The sequence below is a fragment of the Paralcaligenes sp. KSB-10 genome (assembly GCF_021266465.1).
In the GTDB taxonomy this organism is placed as follows: Bacteria; Pseudomonadota; Gammaproteobacteria; order Burkholderiales; family Burkholderiaceae_B.
Genome location: NZ_CP089848.1, coordinates 2,243,713 through 2,260,329, shown reverse-complemented (window position 1 = coordinate 2,260,329; position 16,617 = coordinate 2,243,713). Strand labels below are relative to the sequence as shown.

Sequence of the window (16,617 nt, the reverse complement as noted above, 5' to 3'; positions counted from 1 at the left end):
GCCGCTTAAGGATATTGCCATGAACTGCAAGGACAACGCGCAACTCGAAGCGCCCGCGTCATCACCCATCCATATCCAACGGCGCTGGCCCAAGGAAGGATATACGCGCATTCCCAACTGGGTATATACCGACCCGGCGATCTATCAGAAAGAGATGGATGTGTTCTTTGCCGGGAGAACATGGAATTACGTCGGACTGGAATGCGAGGTGCCTGAAGTCGGCAGCTACAAGCGCAACTGGATAGGCGACAAGCCTGTCGTGATGGTGCGCAACGAAGCCGGCGATATCAATGTGCTGGAAAACCGCTGTGCGCATCGCGGCGCGCAGATCTGCTGGCAGAACACCGGCAAGGTGAAGGACTTCACCTGCCCCTATCACCAATGGAACTACAGTCTGGATGGAAACCTGCAAGGCTTGCCTTTCCGCCGCGGGGCGATGGGCAAGGGCGGGATGCCGCGCGATTTTGATCTGAAGCAGCACAATATACGCAAGCTGCGCAGCGTCAATCGGGGCGGTTCCATTTGGGCCACGTTTTCGGATGAAGCCCTTTCGTTTGACGAGTATTGCGGCGATGAGGTCCTGGCTGAAATCGACCACATGCTGCCGGGGAAAAAGCTGAAACTGCTGGGTTACAGCCGTCAGCTTATTCCCAGCAACTGGAAGATGTACCTGGAGAATCTGAAAGATCCTTATCACGCGACCCTGCTTCATACTTTTTACATCACCTTCGGCCTGTGGCGCGCCGACTCCAAATCGGAATGCATTCCGACAGGCGGTGGTGCGCACAGCGTCATGGTGTCCCACAACGAGGGCAAGAAGGTAACGGAAGCCACCTCGGAGATGACGCGTTTTCGCGGCGACCTGACGCTGCACGATCTGGAAACCGTTACTCCGCGTGCCGAGTTCAATCGTGGGCGCGTAGGCGGCGCCTGGGTCTTTCCGGCAGCTCAGTTCGGCATTCAAGCGAACTCCCTGAAGACGCGCCACGTCATTCCGCGCGGCCCGACGGCCCACGAGCTGGTGTTCACCTATTACGGCTACGAGGACGATGACGAGGAAATGACTCGCCTGCGTCTGAAACACGCCAACTTGCTGGGGCCGGCCGGCTTTGTTTCCATGGACGACAGTGAAATGCTCAAGCAAGTGCAGACCGGCGTGACCGGCTACCCGAACGACCACGGCGTTGTCGAGATGGGCGGCCGCGATACCAAACCGGCGGACTATATGGTCAGCGAAGTCTTGATTCGGGCTTTTTATGAATTCTACCGAAATGCGATGGAGCTATGAGCATGGTTGAAGCCTGGAAGCCTGTTGCCTTGATGCAGGATATTTCGCCCGATACCGGCACGTTGCGGATCATTGTGGACGGCGAGGCGGTCTGCCTGTATCAGGTAGACGGGAAAGTATGTGCCACCCAGGACCGCTGTCCCCACGGTAATGCCAGCCTGTCGGAGGGCTATATTGAAAACGGCACTATCGAATGCCCTCTTCATCAAGGTGTATTCGATATCGCCACCGGGAAGCCGCTGTGTCCGCCCGTCACCACCGATTTGAAAGTTTATTCCGTCAAGGTGGATGGCGCTACGATTCTTGTCCGAGCGGACGAATCGTGAGCAGCGAAACCATCGTTGTAATCGGTGCCGGGCAGGCCGGGGCCTGGGCAGTTCGAACCCTGCGCGCGGAGGGTTACGCAGGCCGCATCGTGCTGTGCGGCGATGAGCCGCACGCTCCTTATGAACGTCCGCCCTTGTCGAAGGCCGTTCTGGGGGGAAGCATGCTGCCGCATCAGACGGAATTGCTTTCCGCTTCAGCCTTGGCGGAACTGGACGTGGCGTTCCTGGCATCAAAAAAGGTGCAAGGGATCGATCCGGCGGCCCGGCATGTGACGTTGTCCGACGGAACGGACTTGCCTTACGACAAGCTCTTGCTATGCACTGGCGGCCGTGCTTTCGTGCCGCCTTTGGCGGGAGCGGATCAGCCGGGAATATATACCTTGCGCACGCTGGATGATGCGAAGCGTCTTGGCCTGGCCATGCGTGCCGGCCGGAAACGGTTGGCGGTGGTAGGGGGCGGCTGGATCGGGCTTGAGGTGGCTGCGACGGCCCGGCAGGCAGGATGCCAGGTAACCGTGATCGAGGCGGCTTCGCGTTTATGCAGTCGCAGCGTTATGCCTGAAGTGTCCGATTACCTGGCCGGCCTGCATCGGTCTCGCGAAGTGGCCATATTGACCGGAACGCATGTGCGGGCCATCTCCGCTGGCGAGAGCGGTGAAAAACAGTTGCTGCTGGCAGACGGACGCAAAGTATCGGCCGATATCGTGGTACTGGGTGCGGGCTTATTGCCTAACGATGAGCTCGCTCGCCTGGCCGGTTTGTCTTGCGATGGCGGTGTGATTGTGGATGGGCAATGTCGCAGTTCAGACCCGAATATATACGCGGCAGGGGACGTAACGGTAATCGAGCATGACAGATCCGGTGGCCGCGTCCGCCTGGAGTCGTGGCAAAACGCCCAGGATCAAGGAGTGGCCGCGGCCAGGGCCTTGTTGGGCCTGCCCGTTGTCTATGCGCCGATCCCATTGGTCTGGTCGGAACAGTACAACAACATGATTCAGATTTCAGGCTTTGCCGCACAGTCGGTAACAACCGTTGTTCGGCCTCTGGCGCAACCAGGCTGCCTGTTGGCGTTCGGCCTCGATGCCCAGTCCTGTGTGGTGTGCGCTATCGGCGTCAATGCCGGGCGTGATTTTCGTCTGGCGCGCAAATGGGTTGAAGAACGCAGGCCTGTCGATGCCGCTCTGCTGCGGGATGCCACCGCACCCCTTGCCGCGCATAAGGCCGTGCTTGTCGCGGCTTCTGCCTGATTCTCTGCTTGAAAGGACTGCTTTTATGAAACCCTTGATCGGCGATTCCACTGAATGGGCATGCGCCCAGGTCACGCTGGCTTTTTTTTATGCCCTGGACATGCGCCGCTATGGCGAGGTGGCGGCGTTGATGGCTCCTGACGGCATCTGGCTTCGCCAGGGAGCGGAACTGCGGGGCCCCGAAGGTGTCCTGGCCGCGCTCGATGCCCGGCCGGTATCCCGCACAACTTGCCACATCATAAGCAATCTGCGGGTGGAATTGAACAATGAAGCGAAACCACCGAGTGCTCGCGTCTGCTTTTATTTGACAGCGTACGACAACGATGCCGTTCAGGGCTCTCCCGCCTTGCGTTTGGTAGCCATCCGGGACTGTTGTGATGAATTGATCAAAACAGAAGCGGGCTGGCGAATATCGGAGAAGCGAAGCCGCAGGCATTTGCCGCCGGAATAGCGCATATGCCCTTGCTGCCTGTCCAATCAGCAAGGGTACTCATATTAAAAGCGGCCGGACGAATAATCCGGCCTTGATTCAAGCCTGTAAACAAATAAACCCGTCATATTGGCGGATCTGGCATCGGAGGAAAAAATGCAATTCAGAAAAATGGCAATACTGTTTGGCGCCGTGTTGTTTGCCGGCACGGCTACGGTTAATGTTCTGGCTGAGGGCACAGGCGCGTGGCCGCAGCGCGCCATCACATTGATAGTGCCCTTTGCCGCCGGCGGGGGCGGCGACACCCTGGCGCGTCTTGTTGCTGAGCCGCTGGGCCGCGAATTGGGGCAGGCGGTCATTATTGAGAATCGTCCGGGTGCGGGCGGTAATATTGGAACCGCCACGGCAGCCCGCGCCAAACCCGATGGATATACCCTTTCCTACGGAACGAATGGGACCGAAGCCATCAATCATTGGCTGTACAAGGATCCCGGGTATACGCCCAAAGATTTCGAGCCGATTTCCCGCTTCACCGTGATTGCCGCGGCACTGGTTGTGAATCCAGGCGAGCCTTTCAAAACGCTGCAGGAATTGATCGCCTATGGCAAGAAGAACCCCGGAAAACTGACCTGCGGCTCCGCGGGTAATGGCACGACCTCCCATTTGTCCTGTGAGTTGTTCAAACAGATGACGGGTCTGGACATTGCCCACATTCCATACCGTGGCGGAGCGGCGGCCTTGACTGATTTATTGGGGGGAAGAATTTCCATGTTGATCGATGTCATGCCGAATCTGGCGGGACAGATCAAGGCTGGAAAACTGCATGCATTAGCCGTTACGACGAAAAAGCGCGTTGAATCGAACCCGGATATCCCGACATTCGATGAAGCCGGCGTACCTGGATATGCATTTTTTGCCTGGGACGGGCTATATGCCCCGAAAGGAACGCCTCCTGAAGTGTTGGATCGCCTGAATCAGGCTGTCAACACGGTGTTGAGCAAGCCCGCGGTACAGGAATCGTTGCGGTCGCGCGGGGCGATACCGTCTCCGACGACGCGTGCGGAACTCAAGCAGTTTGGCGCCGAAGAATATGCCCGCCTGGGCGATATAGTCAAGAAATCCGGGGCTGTCATTGACTGACCTCACCTGGAAAGCCTGAGCGGAGATCCTGGCCTTCTGGATCCTCCGGAGGAACGAAAGCTGGTTGCGCGCAATAGGGAACGCTACTGTCAGAAACTGACAGTGGCGGCGATTAGGATGGTTTCTCATTGAACAGGAAGCCATCCTGTGTCAGCACATCCCATTGACTATTGCGGAGCAGCAACATGACCGACCCGAATTTCTTCCTTTTGTACGTGGACAGCCCAGCAGCCAGCGCCGACTTTTATGCTGGGCTGCTTGGGAAGCCACCTGTCGAGGCCTCGCCCACCTTTGCCATGTTTGTCCTGGATTCCGGCGTCAAGCTTGGGCTTTGGTCCAGGCATACTGTAGAGCCTGCCGCCGCTGCGGCGGGTGGGGGCGGGGAGCTGGCCATTTCGGTTGACGGCAACGACACCGTCGACGCTATGCATGCCCAGTGGAGCCTGCGCGGTCTGGTCATGGCACAGGCTCCAACCGCCATGGATTTCGGTTATACGTTTGTGGCGCTCGACCCTGACGGCCATCGCCTGCGCGTTTTCGCGCCGGCCTGAGTGTGGCCAATTCAAATTTCCCTGGCTACGCGGCCGACTCGGCGTCTTTCTGGAGCTTGCGCAGCGAAAGCTCCAGTTCGTCCTTGATCCATGCACGCAGTGCCGCCGTGGCTCATGGCGCAAGCGCAGCAGCGCAGGGAGGCCCAAGTGAAACATATGCACGATATGCTGCGTTTCTAGGCGGGAGATCAGGTTGAGGACGCGAGCTGCGTCTTGCGCCATTCCTTGAGCAGGGCTTGCTTGCTGCGCGGGTAGCGCAGGTCCAGCAGGGACAGGGAGGATATCCTGTCTGTCCGGAAATGACGAAAGTCGCCCCGTAGCTCGCACCATGCGACGAGCACGCGGGAAGTTTCGAAAAAGCCAATGGCAAATGGCCATATGGTGCGGTGCGACTCGACGCCATTTTGATCGGAATAGGCGATGACCAGCTTGCACCCAGTGCGAATGGCCTGTCTTGCCAGTTTCAGATCAATGTGTTCCAGCGCAGTCGTGTCATGAGGCCCGACAAACAGGGCATTGTTGTCCATATTGTTGCGCAGGTCGTCAGGAAGCACTGACGCGATCTTCGCAAGGGCGTTCGACGCCGCAGCAGAGAGCTGTCTATCCGCCCGCTTGCTGACCCAGCGCGAGCCGAGTACAAGCGCCTCGATTTCGTCGTCGGAAAACATGAGCGGAGGCAGCATGAATCCGGGCCGCAGAACGTAGCCGATACCAGGCTCTCCTTCAATCATGGCGCCCTGGGCCTGAAGGGAGGCAATATCTCGATAAAGCGTGCGAATGCTGATGCCCAGGTCGTGCGCAAGTGTTGCACCGCTTACAGGCAGACGATGGCGGCGGAGTGATTGGAGCAGTTCAAGCAGGCGTTCGGATCGTGACATTTTTCGATCGTCTTGAGAATTCTTGCTGTCATATTTCGGCAGTATAGTACGTGTTCTTTCCTGCTTTCTCGTTGCTGCGGTTCGCCGCAATCGCATTTCTTTTGCATGGTAGCCCCCTTTTTTTGCCCCGGTCAGTCATAGGGAGATCACAGCTTATGGATAGGGACGTCGACGATCGCAACATCAATGATCCCATGGATCCCACCCGACGCCGGGTGCTCGGCGGCATCACGGCGGTGGGGGTTGGCCTGGCGCTGGGAGGCTGCGAAACTGTTCAGCCGCCACACACGAAAGCCGACGAACGTCTGGATCAGGCGCTGCGGTCGCAGGTGCGCAATATCGTCGTGATCTATGCGGAAAACCGCAGCTTCAACAATCTGTACAGCAATTTCCCTGGCGTGCAGAGTCCACTCTCGGCGGTGCCCGCTGCGCAGTCCATGCAACTGGACCGTGACGGCCGGACACCGCTGGCCCGCCTGCCAAAGATCTGGGGCGGCCTGGTGCCGCGCCCGCAAGACGTGGGCGGCAAGCACTTCGAAATTACGCAAGACCAGATCGACGGCCTGCCCAACGGCCCATTCCATCTCGCGGATGCGCAAGGCGTACCACTGCCGCTGGGAGTCATCACACGCGACCTGTGGCATCGTTTCTACCAAAACCAGATGCAGATCAATGCGGGCCGCAACAATCAATTCGTCGCCTGGGCCAATTCGGGCGGCCTGGTGATGGGGCATTATCGCGACTCCGCCGAGACGCTGCGGCTTTGGAGTCTGGCCAGTCAATACACCCTATGCGACAATTTTTTCATGGCGGCTTTTGGCGGCTCGTGGCTCAATCACATCTTCCTGATCTCCGCGCAGGCGCCGTTCTATCCGAATGCGCGCAACAGCCCGGTGCACAAGTTGCTGTCGGTAGTGGAAGGCAGCGACCCGACCGGTACGCGTTTGAAGCTGGCCGCCAATTCACCCGTGTCGGCACTCGACGGCTCTCCCAAATTCGAGAAAGACGGTGCGCTTACGGCGGATGGCTACGCCGTCAACACGATGGCCGCGGCTTATCAGCCCAGCCACGTGCGTCCCGCCGAGGGTGGCGACCCGGCCTTTGCCGATCCGGAAAATATCCATGTGCTGCCGCCGCAGCACTATGCCACCATTGGCGACCGTCTCTCCGAAAAGGGCGTTTCGTGGGCGTGGTACAGCGGTGCGTGGCAATATGCGCTCAATCACACAACAGGGCCGGTGCCAGATTTCCAATACCACCACCAGCCGTTCAACTATTTTGCCAACTACGCCCCGGGCACGAAAGCGCGCCGCCTTCATCTGCGCGACGGCGGCCTGGGCGACGATCCCTCCACCAACCGCTTCATTGCGGATATCGATGCCGGACGCCTGCCTGCCGTTACCTTCTACAAGCCGCAAAGCAGTCTCAACATGCATGCGGGCTATGCCGACGTCGCGTCCGGAGACCGGCATATCGCGAACGTCGTCGAGCACATCCGGCGCGGACCTCAGTGGGCAAACACGGTTGTCATCGTTACGCACGACGAGAACGGCGGCTGGTGGGATCACGTTTCGCCGCCGAAAGGCGACCGCTGGGGGCCGGGTTCGCGAATCCCGGCAATCGTGATTTCTCCCTTGGCCAAGAAGGGCCATGTCGATCACACGGTCTATGACACGAATTCGATCCTGCGCCTTATCAGCCGTGTGCACGGGCTGGCGCCGCTGGATGGCGTTGCCGCCCGCGACAATGTTTTCGCCGCGAACGGGCTGGCGCCGCTAGGCGATCTGACGCAGGCGCTGGACCTGGGGTAGGGCTCTTCATGCCGGTGTTGTGCGGGAGGCTTCGGTGTATGAGCACGAGTCCGAGGGTTTTAATTCAGGGCCGGCTATTTATCGAAGAGCGAAGAAAGTTCGCGCGAGTTCAAGAATGTATTTTGCAGCGCGAGCATCAGCAGGATTCTTGCCTTCCATGCAGACAGGTCATTGCTTAGTACCGCGCCGGCTTCCACCAGCAATTGCGACGAACCGGCAAAGCCGTAGCCCGCCCGCGTTCCTCCGCGCGGAATCCGAGTGGCAATGACAACGGCTATGTTGCGATCCAGCGTATGTCGTATGGCTTCAAACATCGGCGCATTGACGTGGCCCGACGCAACCGCCTGCACAACCAGGCCCCGAGCGCCCAGATCCGCCGCGGCTTTTACGAGAGCCCCTGTCGCTCCGGCATACATGGAAATGATCTCCACGGCCGGCAAGTTCCTTGAAATCAGCGGGACATGCAAACGACGCACCGGAGCCCTGTGAAAAGTGACACGATCATTGACGACGCTGCCAAGATATCCCCATTCGCCGGACTGAAACGTTTCGACGTCGACCGTATGGGTTTTGGTCGCTTCCCGTGCCGCATTGATATGGCCGTTCAGCGCCACCAGCACCCCCATTCCGCGAGCGGTATCGGTTCGGCAGATCATGAGCGCGTCGAGCAGATTCCTGGGACCATCGAAATCGAGCGCGGAGGCATTGCGTTGGGCGCCGATGACGACGATGGGCTTTTCTGTCCGGATCGTCAGGTCAAGGAACCACGCCGTTTCCTCCAAAGTGCTCGTACCGTGGGACACCACGATGCCCGCAATATCGTCCCGTGCAATCAGGCCTTGGATGGAATCATGCAAGGCTATCCAGTGCGTCGGCTCTATATGCGGAGAGGCGACGCGTGCTATGTCGTGAATCTCGATGGACGATACATCGGTGAGGCCTTTGAGCGTTTCGAGCAATTCCCCACCCGACATCACCGGCATCGCCAGCCCAGTCGATTGGTCGACTTTCGAGACGATGGTGCCCCCGGTCATGAGCAGGGCGCAGCGCGAATTCGAAGTGTGTTTCATGGGTTTCCTAATCCAGGGAAATTCCCGCTGTTTTCACGACCAGGCCCCATTTTTCAATTTCCGCGTTCACAAAATCCCTGAATTGCGCAGACGTTCCGCCTACAGGCTCCGCGCCCAGGGCTTCCAACTGTTTTTTCACGTCAGGCATTTTCAGTATTTCGTTGACCTCTTTGTTGAGCTTTTGAATAATGGGTTCCGGCGTGCCGGCCGGTGCCGCAAGCCCATTCCACGAAAGAACGTCGAAATTGGGCAAACCCGCCTCCGCCATGGTGGGAACATTGGGCAGCTCGGACAGACGCTTGGGGCTGGCGACGGCGATGGGCCTTAATTTGCCGTTCTGCATGTACTGCAACGCACCCAGGGATGTCATGAATCCGCAGGACACAGTGCCGCCGATCACGTCGGTCAGCGCCGGCGTTGCACCCTTGTAGGGCACGTGTACCATGCTGATTCCCGCACGTAGCTTGAGCATTTCTCCGGCCAGGTGCGGCGAGCCGCCCACGCCAGACGACGCATAGGTCAACTTGCCCGGCTTGGCTTTGGCCAGGGCAATGAATTCCTTCAGTGTTTTTGCGGGTACGGATGGGTTGACAACCAGCACGCTGGGCGAGGCCATGAATTGAACGATGGGCGCAAGGTCTTTGCGCGTGTCGTAATGCATGTTTTTGTAGACCGACATATTGGTTGCATTGGCAATTGTTTCCACCAATAAAGTGTAGCCATCGGGCTGCGCCCTGACCACCCGGTCGGTGGCAATGTTCGACCCGGCACCGGGCCGGTTTTCGACAATCACGGGCTGTCCCAGCACCCGTTCCAATTTGCTGGCGATAAGGCGGGTAATGATGTCGGTGGCGCCGCCGGGCGTGTAGCCTACAACAACCGTAATAGGTTTCGAGGGGTAATGATTCGAGGCATCGCCGGCGCTCGCTGCCGCGGCGGATCCGGCTCCCCCGAAAAGCATCAGCGAAGAGATGATTACTGTGTGAATCAGCTTTTTACCCAGAGGTTTCAAATCGGTCTGCAAGCCACGGCAAAAATCAAGAGGCAAAGAAGAAGTGCGTTTCATGGAGTCTCCTTGTTGGGAAAAGGTGAGACCGGGATGCATGGCCCAGGTCTACATATAGTGGTGCCGGTCGCTGATTGCTCAGCCTGCAACCAGTGCCGGGTATGTGATGGCGTGCGGCATGCCTAGAATCCGGGCTTGCCGAGCCTCATAATCGATGAACGCTTTGGAAATGGCGCTGCCTCGCACACCGCCGCGCACGGACCCGGGGCGAACGTCGCCGTAATACTCTTTCCATTCGGGTGGCAGGGGTTGTGAAATGGGCAAGGCCAGCCACAGGCGCAACAAATGCCGTTTCCTGGAGAGCTCTTCGTAGTCTTCGAAGCTCGTGCGGGAGTGCAGGTTTACATAGTTGTTGAGCAATTGCATGTCTCCGCGTTCCAGCCACATGGAAAAGCAGAACTTCGGGTCCGGCAGGATTTCTTCCAGCAAATCGAGAGCCTCGAGCTGTTCGGGATTCAGGCGTGGCACATCCTCGAAGTCCGCCTGGGCAGCCATTGTATTTTTGCGATTGGCGCGCAAGGCAAAGTAATCGGGATCACTGCCGAGAATCGGGCATTGATAGTAAGGGCGTTGCGAGGAATCCTGTGTACCCTGGTAGCTATGGAAAAACGTTTTTTTCAGGACTTCGATCAGATCGGGGCGGCGGCGCGCAACCTCGTCGCGCAGGGCGATGGAACTGGTGATCTTGCTTTCACCTCCGGATTTGGCGGTTTGCAGCGTGAGCAGCGCGACCACATCGCCTGAATCCATATGGAAATCGAGTCCCGCATTCGTGTTGTATCCTCGGCCGTTTTTCGTTTTGTAGCTTGCCCCCACATCGCGCACGTCAGTCATGATGTCGCTTGCGCGGTTTTGCGTTCGAGCCAGGCCTACGTGGAGGCCGACACCCCAAAATACGAGCTTGGCATCGTCTTCGCTCCATCGATCCACCGGGAAGCCTTTGACCAGGCATAGGCCCCAGCGTTCTTGCGTGGCTTTGAACGCACGCTGCATCGCGGCCGCGGCGGCCTCTCCCATGGGGAAGTCGTCCGCGGTCATGGACAGCAGGTCTTTGTTGCAGCCTTTGGCATGCGCGAGCCCCCGCTCCAGGCCCGAGATCTCTTCTTCGCTCAGGTGTTGCACCCAGGACTTGTTCTGGTCTAAATCGGCCGCCAACCACGCTTGCGGCTGAAAGGACTTGCTCATTCAATCGTCTCCTTGACGAAATGGATCGGTATGTGTTCTGGCATGACAGAAGGATAAAAGAATCAATCATCAATTAATATCGATATTTATTTAAACTTTAGTTAAGGAATTTTGATGAAAATGGAAGCCTTTGCGGTTTTGGATGCCGTGCTGCGCCACGGCACACTGGCGGCGGCGGCAAGGGAAGCGAATGTGACGCCGAGTGCAGTCAGCATGCAGATGAAGCAGCTCGAAACGTATCTGGGACAGCAACTGTTTGACCGCAGCGGCCTGAGGGTCAAGCCGCTGCGCGTCGCCTACGAGGTTTCCGAAGCAATGAAACCCGCTCTGGCGCGCCTGAATTCTTTACGGCTCCAGTCGGCGGTTGTGGTCGAGGGCAATGTCGGTTTCGGAGTGATTGAGTCGCTGCAGCCTATGCTGCTGCCCGGCGTCATGCGTTATCTGGCAGACCGTTATCCGCTTTTGCGAGTACTTCCTACCCGAGGGAAAAGCGCCGATCTGACCGATGCGGTGAAATCGGGAGATTCGGACGCGGCAGTCGTGGCGCAGCCTGAAGCGGGCGGAGCATCGCGCCTGACATGGCATCCACTGTTTCGTCGCGAATTGGTATTGGTCACTCCGCCGCAGAGCCAGGAAACCTCGCTCAACGCCTTGTTCAGGAAATACGAATGGATCCGTTACGACCGTAAAACGGAAACCGGGCGATTGGCCGCACATTATGTCGGCAAGCATGTTCGAAAGGCGCGCAGCTCGATCGAACTGGACGGCGTGCGCGCGATCGTCGCCATGGTGAGCGCCGGAGTCGGTATCTCGGTGGTGCAGATTGCGGATCCGGGTATTCAATTGATGTATCCGGTCAGGACGCTGCGCCTGCCCAATGCGCCGCAACTGCAGTTCTCGCTCGTGACTCGTCGCGCCGACGGCGAAAGCCGCAAGGTTGCCGCGGTCAAAGAAGCCTTGCAGGCTTTGCTGCACGACAACTGGGAAGATGATGCGGAACATTTCGAGAGTGTGAAATGATTCCGCCGGCGGCCTGCCGGGCGGCCTTCAAGGCGCGAGGGTGGCGGTGTCTTGGCCGTTGTTGACAGGATGTTGAATTTCCCGCTCAAATTACAATAAATTTTTAATTTAAACTCATCGAACATTCTCTTGTCGAGAGAACGCATGTTTTGGCGTATACCTAAGAACAATAAGTTCTGGAAAAGAAAAGCACGATGGAGATGATTTGAACACTGCAGGCATTCCGGATGAAAATGCCGGAGCACGATTGCTTCAAGGGTTTCAGGGCAGTCGCACTTTAATAGCGCTATACGATCCCGAAGACACACTGTGGTATGCGAATGATGCCTTTCGCAAGGCCTTTGTGCACAGCACGGACAACGTTTCTTTTTCTGCTATTGTCAGGTCGAATCATGCCGCCGGAGTGGGGGTGAATATTGGCGCAAGTTCCATCGATACCTACATTACCCGTGCGCGGGCCAGGCGCCGCGCCCAGAGCCATTGCTCCTATCCGATCGAGCTGCTCGACGGCAAGCGCCTATGGATAACCGAAACGCTCTTGCCGGATGGCTGGCCGCTTTGCGAAGGCGCCGATGTTACTGCGCTCAAGCAAGTCGAGACTTCGCTGCGGGTTTCGCGGGATGTGGCGCTTGAGGCGTCGCAGACCGATTACCTGACCAAGCTGCCCAATCGACGTTATGCTTTCGAACTGTTGAAGCGTGTCTTGCTCAGTACCCAGACCCAGATGCAATTGCTGAGTGTTGCCCTGGTCGATCTTGATTTTTTCAAGAGCATCAATGACCGGTTTGGGCATGAGGCGGGCGATGCCGCCTTGTGCCGGTTTGCCGAAAATTGCCGTGCCAATCTTCGGGCCGTCGATACGATAGCCCGCATCGGCGGAGAAGAGTTCCTGGTCATTTGCCCTGGCGTTCCTGTGCAATCGGCCCTCGACATCCTGAATCGTTTGCATAACAACCCCATCCAGGTCCATCTGCAGTTCCCCTCGATAGATTTCAGCTATACCTTTTCTGCCGGGGTGACGCAGGCCTCACAAGGGGACACCATGCATTCGCTGCTGGCGCGTGCGGACCAGGCGCTTTACGCAGCCAAGGCCCATGGCCGCAATTCTATTCAGGTTGCGGCAGGGGGGTGAGCTGCTTACCACGAGCCGTGGTACTCCGGTACGCGAGCGATTACCGGCAGGGCGACGACACATAGCAGGGCCGCCGCGACGTAGACCCAAGCCTGAGCGCTGCCGGCGGCATGGGAATTGGCGAGGATCGCCGTGGCCATCGAGATTGTGACGATGGATCCGATCTGGCGGAACAAGGTACGCAGTGCGGCGAGGGTCGAGGAATGTTCGGGCGCCAGTTGCAGTCCCGCGTTACGGCTGGCGGGGTTGAGCATTCCACCGCCGGCGCCTATGAGGAATGCCGAACATGCCAGCCAGGCGTACGGTGAAATATTGACGAGTGGCTTGGCTGCGAGCAGCAGCATCCCGATACCGATGGCAATGCCGCCGACGTACATCGGCAGCCTGTAGCCCGTTCGCCGCAGCGCCAGAGCACTGATGGTGGATAGCGCGATGGCGGCGACTCCCTGCGCCACCAGCAGAGTACCCGAGCCGAGCGCGTCGATACCGTAGCGGTTGGTGGCGTACAGCGGCACGAGCGCCACTGCCCCGGCCGTGACGCCGCCATAAATCATGTTGACGAGGTTGACCGAACCGAAACCGAGCCCGTGGATCAGGCGCGGGGCGATGAACGGGTGCGCGCAGCGCTGGATATGGCGGAAGAACAGCCACAGCGCGGCGACCGCGATGACCGAGGGTACGGCAAACGCGAATGACCACAGCTGCGCTTTTTCACCCAGGTGGCTGGCTGCCAGCATGCCTGCGAGCACGCCACCGCCGAGCAGGGCTATGCCGGCAAGATCCAGCTTGGAGCGGGCCTGTTTCGCCCTCGGCGGGTCGTGCGGTATATAGCGCAGCGCCAGCACAATGATTGCAATCCCGATAGGTACATTGACGAAGAACACGCCCCGCCAGCTCCAGTACGACACGAACAGCCCGCCGAATATGGGGCCGATCGTCGCACCGATGGGAAAGATGCTGCCGAACAGGCTGACCGCGCGATCGCGCTCATCGCCGAAATAATCGACGACAATCCCGGTTGCCGACGGCGTGAAGCCCGCTCCGCCTGCCGCCTGCACCGCGCGCAAGGCGATGAGCGCAAAGATATTGTCGGCCAGCCCGCAGCATAGCGATGCCACAGTGAATGCGACGACCGAGCCGAGGAACACCTTGCGGCGGCCGTATCGATCGCTGAGCCTGCCGCTGATCGGCAGCATCAGCACGAAGCCGAACGAGTACGCCGTGATGGTCCACCCGGCCCAGTTGATCGACGTTCCCAGCCCGACTTGCAAGGAGTGCAGGGCGGTCGCGACGATCGTCGAGTCGACTGACATCATCAATAGTGCCAGGGAGACGATGGTAAACACCGCTCCGCGACGAACGGGCCGGGTTTCCCTGGCCGGGCCCGAAGAACCGTTGGCCATACAGGCATCCTGCTGGGCACTCTCATCGCGTATGTTTCGCACTTTCGACGTCCTGTAAGAGGTGCTCTACAGTCCGGCCGGGCCAGGTACAGGCTTGCCGTTGTTCCGCTAGCCTCTACCCGGCTGTCGCATCTGGGCACCTGGCCGTCGGGATTTTAGCGTGAAAAGTCTTTGTCCGAATATTGCTGGGCGCGGAGATGAGTCGCCACTTCGCCGGGCTCGATGACCGCATCATTGCGCTGTACGCGTGGGGGATGTGAGCCTGCGTTGTTACGTCGTGTCGGAAGCCAGTTCGGCGAGCAGCCACTCCCGGAACACGCCAATAGTCTGCCGTTGATGCGCGGCGCTGGAATAGGCCAGGTAGTGCCCGTTGTAACGGATTTCGCATTCTTTCCCGGCAAGCGGGCGCACGAGCCGCCCGCTGTTCAGTTCCCGCTCGGCCAGCCGCGTTGATTCCAGCGCCACACCCAGGCCGTCAGCCGCGGCGGCAATGGCCAGGAAGCTGCGGTCAAAGCGGGCTCCCTGCGGTGCGTCGACCGGCAGCCCGTTCGCCTCAAGCCAGGCCGGCCAGCGGATCTGCTTCGACTCGCTTTGGATCAATTGCAGTCCAATCAGGTCTTTCGGCGATTTGATGCGCGCCGCCATCCCGGGAGCGCACAGCGGTGTGAGCAATTCGTCGCCCAATGGGACAACGACAATACCGGCTGCTTTGGGCTCGCCATAAATGATGTCCAGGTCGAACTCGTCGGCTTCGAACCGGGCATAGTCGGTGTTGGCGGCTAGCCGCAAGTCGATCCGGGGGTGGTCGGTGAAGAAGCGGGCCAGCCTCGGGACCAGCCATTGCGCCGCGAAGCTGGGGGCGGAATGCAGGCGCAACACGGTCGGCCCGCGCGCCGAGACCAGCTCCATGCCGTGGCGGAGGTCGTCGAAGCCCCGCCTGATGTGGGTGAACAGTGCCTCACCCTCTGGCGTGAGCTGGATTCTCCGCGTGCTTCGCAGGAAAAGCCGGGTGCCCAGATGTTCTTCGAGGTTCCGGATGGCATGGCTGACGGCACTGGGGGACAGGCAGAGTTCTTCGGCCGCGTTGCGGAAGGAGCCGGTGCGCCCGGATGCTTCGAAAGCGCGCAGCATGGATAGCGGAATGTTTTTGAACACGACGGTCAGCGACTCTCATTCATGAATCAAATTCATTATTTATTGCAAACTTACCGTTTGTCCAGCGAATTTTTGCCGTCTACCATTTCACTCATCCGGTGTTTTGCCGTTTCGTTCATCCGATCCAATTCTTTCAAGAATTTCCAGGAGACAGCACATGCTTTTGAAGGACAAGGTCATAGCCATATCGGGAGCCGCCAGCGACCGGGGAATAGGTCTGGCGACGGCCAGATTGCTCGCGTCTCATGGCGCCACCGTGGCGATTCTTGATCTGGATGCAACTTCCGCGTCGCAGGCGGCCACGACCCTTGAGGCCGGCGACCACATCGGGCTGGCCTGCGACGTGGCCGACAGGGATGCGTGCGAGAGGGCCGCCGCGGCGATCATCGACCGGTATGGGCGTATTGACGTGCTGATCAACAATGCCGGCATCACCCAGCCGCTCAAGACCATGGAAATCGATCCGGACAGCTGGAGACGAGTCCTGGACGTGAATCTGGGAGGCGTCCTGTATCTGAGCCAGGCGGTGATTCCCCACATGCGCGCCCGGAAATCCGGCTCGATTGCCTGCATGTCGTCGGTGTCGGCCCAGCGAGGTGGCGGCATTTTCGGGGGACCGCATTATTCAGCGGCAAAAGCGGGCGTACTGGGCCTGGCCAAGGCCATGGCACGCGAACTGGGGCCGGACAATATCCGGGTCAACTGCGTCACCCCGGGGTTGATCCAGACCGACATCACCGGCGGCAAGCTGACCGAGACGATGCGGACCGATATCCTGAAGGGCATACCGCTGAACCGTCTGGGGGAAGCCCGGGACGTGGCCAACGTTTACTTGTTCCTGGCATCGGACCTGTCTTCCTACATTACGGGGGCGGTCATCGATGTGAACGGCGGCATGTTGATTCACTGATTTAC

General features: G+C 59.0%; 16 protein-coding genes. 10 read left to right on the top strand and 6 right to left on the bottom strand.

The window, feature by feature from the left end; all coding sequences use genetic code 11:
- The first annotated feature begins 19 nt into the window (after positions 1–19).
- From LSG25_RS10225 to LSG25_RS10200, 6 genes are all read left to right on the top strand, one after another.
- The gene (locus LSG25_RS10225; protein WP_232740840.1) at positions 20–1,288 is read left to right on the top strand and encodes an aromatic ring-hydroxylating dioxygenase subunit alpha; all 1,269 of its coding nucleotides are present in this window, start codon (positions 20–22) and stop codon (positions 1,286–1,288) included.
- Positions 1,289–1,290: 2 nt separating this feature from the next.
- Positions 1,291–1,614, top strand: coding sequence for a non-heme iron oxygenase ferredoxin subunit (locus LSG25_RS10220; protein WP_370635840.1), 324 nt, complete (start codon positions 1,291–1,293; stop codon positions 1,612–1,614).
- Positions 1,608–2,861 (top strand): NAD(P)/FAD-dependent oxidoreductase, encoded by a 1,254-nt coding sequence (locus LSG25_RS10215; RefSeq protein WP_370636005.1) that lies wholly within the window; start codon positions 1,608–1,610, stop codon positions 2,859–2,861. The genes LSG25_RS10220 and LSG25_RS10215 overlap by 7 nt, the downstream gene beginning before the upstream one ends.
- A 25-nt stretch (positions 2,862–2,886) precedes the next feature.
- Complete coding sequence (locus LSG25_RS10210) at positions 2,887–3,312, top strand: nuclear transport factor 2 family protein (protein ID WP_232740837.1); 426 nt, start codon at positions 2,887–2,889, stop codon at positions 3,310–3,312.
- Between the two features lie 135 nt (positions 3,313–3,447).
- Positions 3,448–4,431 (top strand): tripartite tricarboxylate transporter substrate binding protein, encoded by a 984-nt coding sequence (locus LSG25_RS10205; RefSeq protein ID WP_232740836.1) that lies wholly within the window; start codon positions 3,448–3,450, stop codon positions 4,429–4,431.
- A gap of 185 nt (positions 4,432–4,616) precedes the next feature.
- Positions 4,617–4,982, top strand: coding sequence for a VOC family protein (locus LSG25_RS10200; RefSeq protein WP_232740835.1), 366 nt, complete (start codon positions 4,617–4,619; stop codon positions 4,980–4,982).
- A gap of 188 nt (positions 4,983–5,170) precedes the next feature.
- Here LSG25_RS10200 and LSG25_RS10195 read toward each other — a convergent pair whose 3' ends face one another.
- On the bottom strand, positions 5,171–5,860 hold the full coding sequence (locus LSG25_RS10195) for a YafY family protein (protein ID WP_232740834.1): 690 nt from the start codon (positions 5,858–5,860) through the stop codon (positions 5,171–5,173).
- A gap of 155 nt (positions 5,861–6,015) precedes the next feature.
- Between LSG25_RS10195 and LSG25_RS10190 the strand changes: the two genes are divergently transcribed.
- Entirely contained in the window at positions 6,016–7,671 is a 1,656-nt protein-coding gene (locus LSG25_RS10190) for an acid phosphatase (protein ID WP_232740833.1), read from the top strand.
- 74 nt (positions 7,672–7,745) lie between these two features.
- On the opposite strand, the gene LSG25_RS10185 is transcribed toward LSG25_RS10190, so the two are convergent.
- The 3 genes from LSG25_RS10185 to LSG25_RS10175 all read right to left on the bottom strand — a co-directional run bounded on the left by LSG25_RS10185 (position 7,746) and on the right by LSG25_RS10175 (position 10,992).
- Positions 7,746–8,741, bottom strand: coding sequence for an asparaginase (locus LSG25_RS10185; protein WP_232740832.1), 996 nt, complete (start codon positions 8,739–8,741; stop codon positions 7,746–7,748).
- Positions 8,742–8,748: 7 nt separating this feature from the next.
- Positions 8,749–9,807, bottom strand: coding sequence for a tripartite tricarboxylate transporter substrate binding protein (locus LSG25_RS10180; RefSeq protein ID WP_232740831.1), 1,059 nt, complete (start codon positions 9,805–9,807; stop codon positions 8,749–8,751).
- A 78-nt stretch (positions 9,808–9,885) separates the two neighbouring features.
- Positions 9,886–10,992 (bottom strand): TauD/TfdA family dioxygenase, encoded by a 1,107-nt coding sequence (locus tag LSG25_RS10175; protein WP_232740830.1) that lies wholly within the window; start codon positions 10,990–10,992, stop codon positions 9,886–9,888.
- Between the two features lie 114 nt (positions 10,993–11,106).
- Here LSG25_RS10175 and LSG25_RS10170 point away from each other — a divergent pair, with 114 nt between their 5' ends.
- Together LSG25_RS10170 and LSG25_RS10165 are read left to right on the top strand one after the other, a co-directional pair.
- Positions 11,107–12,012, top strand: coding sequence for a LysR family transcriptional regulator (locus tag LSG25_RS10170; RefSeq protein WP_232740829.1), 906 nt, complete (start codon positions 11,107–11,109; stop codon positions 12,010–12,012).
- A gap of 205 nt (positions 12,013–12,217) precedes the next feature.
- Positions 12,218–13,144, top strand: a complete 927-nt coding sequence (locus LSG25_RS10165; protein ID WP_232740828.1) for a GGDEF domain-containing protein — start codon at positions 12,218–12,220, stop codon at positions 13,142–13,144.
- Between the two features lie 5 nt (positions 13,145–13,149).
- On the opposite strand, the gene LSG25_RS10160 is transcribed toward LSG25_RS10165, so the two are convergent.
- The gene (locus tag LSG25_RS10160) at positions 13,150–14,547 is read right to left on the bottom strand and encodes an MFS transporter (protein ID WP_232740827.1); all 1,398 of its coding nucleotides are present in this window, start codon (positions 14,545–14,547) and stop codon (positions 13,150–13,152) included.
- 270 nt (positions 14,548–14,817) lie between these two features.
- A complete protein-coding gene (locus tag LSG25_RS10155; protein WP_232740826.1) occupies positions 14,818–15,702 on the bottom strand; it encodes a LysR substrate-binding domain-containing protein in 885 nt (294 codons plus the stop codon).
- A 157-nt stretch (positions 15,703–15,859) separates the two neighbouring features.
- Here LSG25_RS10155 and LSG25_RS10150 point away from each other — a divergent pair, with 157 nt between their 5' ends.
- On the top strand, positions 15,860–16,612 hold the full coding sequence (locus LSG25_RS10150) for an SDR family NAD(P)-dependent oxidoreductase (RefSeq protein WP_232740825.1): 753 nt from the start codon (positions 15,860–15,862) through the stop codon (positions 16,610–16,612).
- The last annotated feature ends 5 nt before the right edge of the window (positions 16,613–16,617 follow it).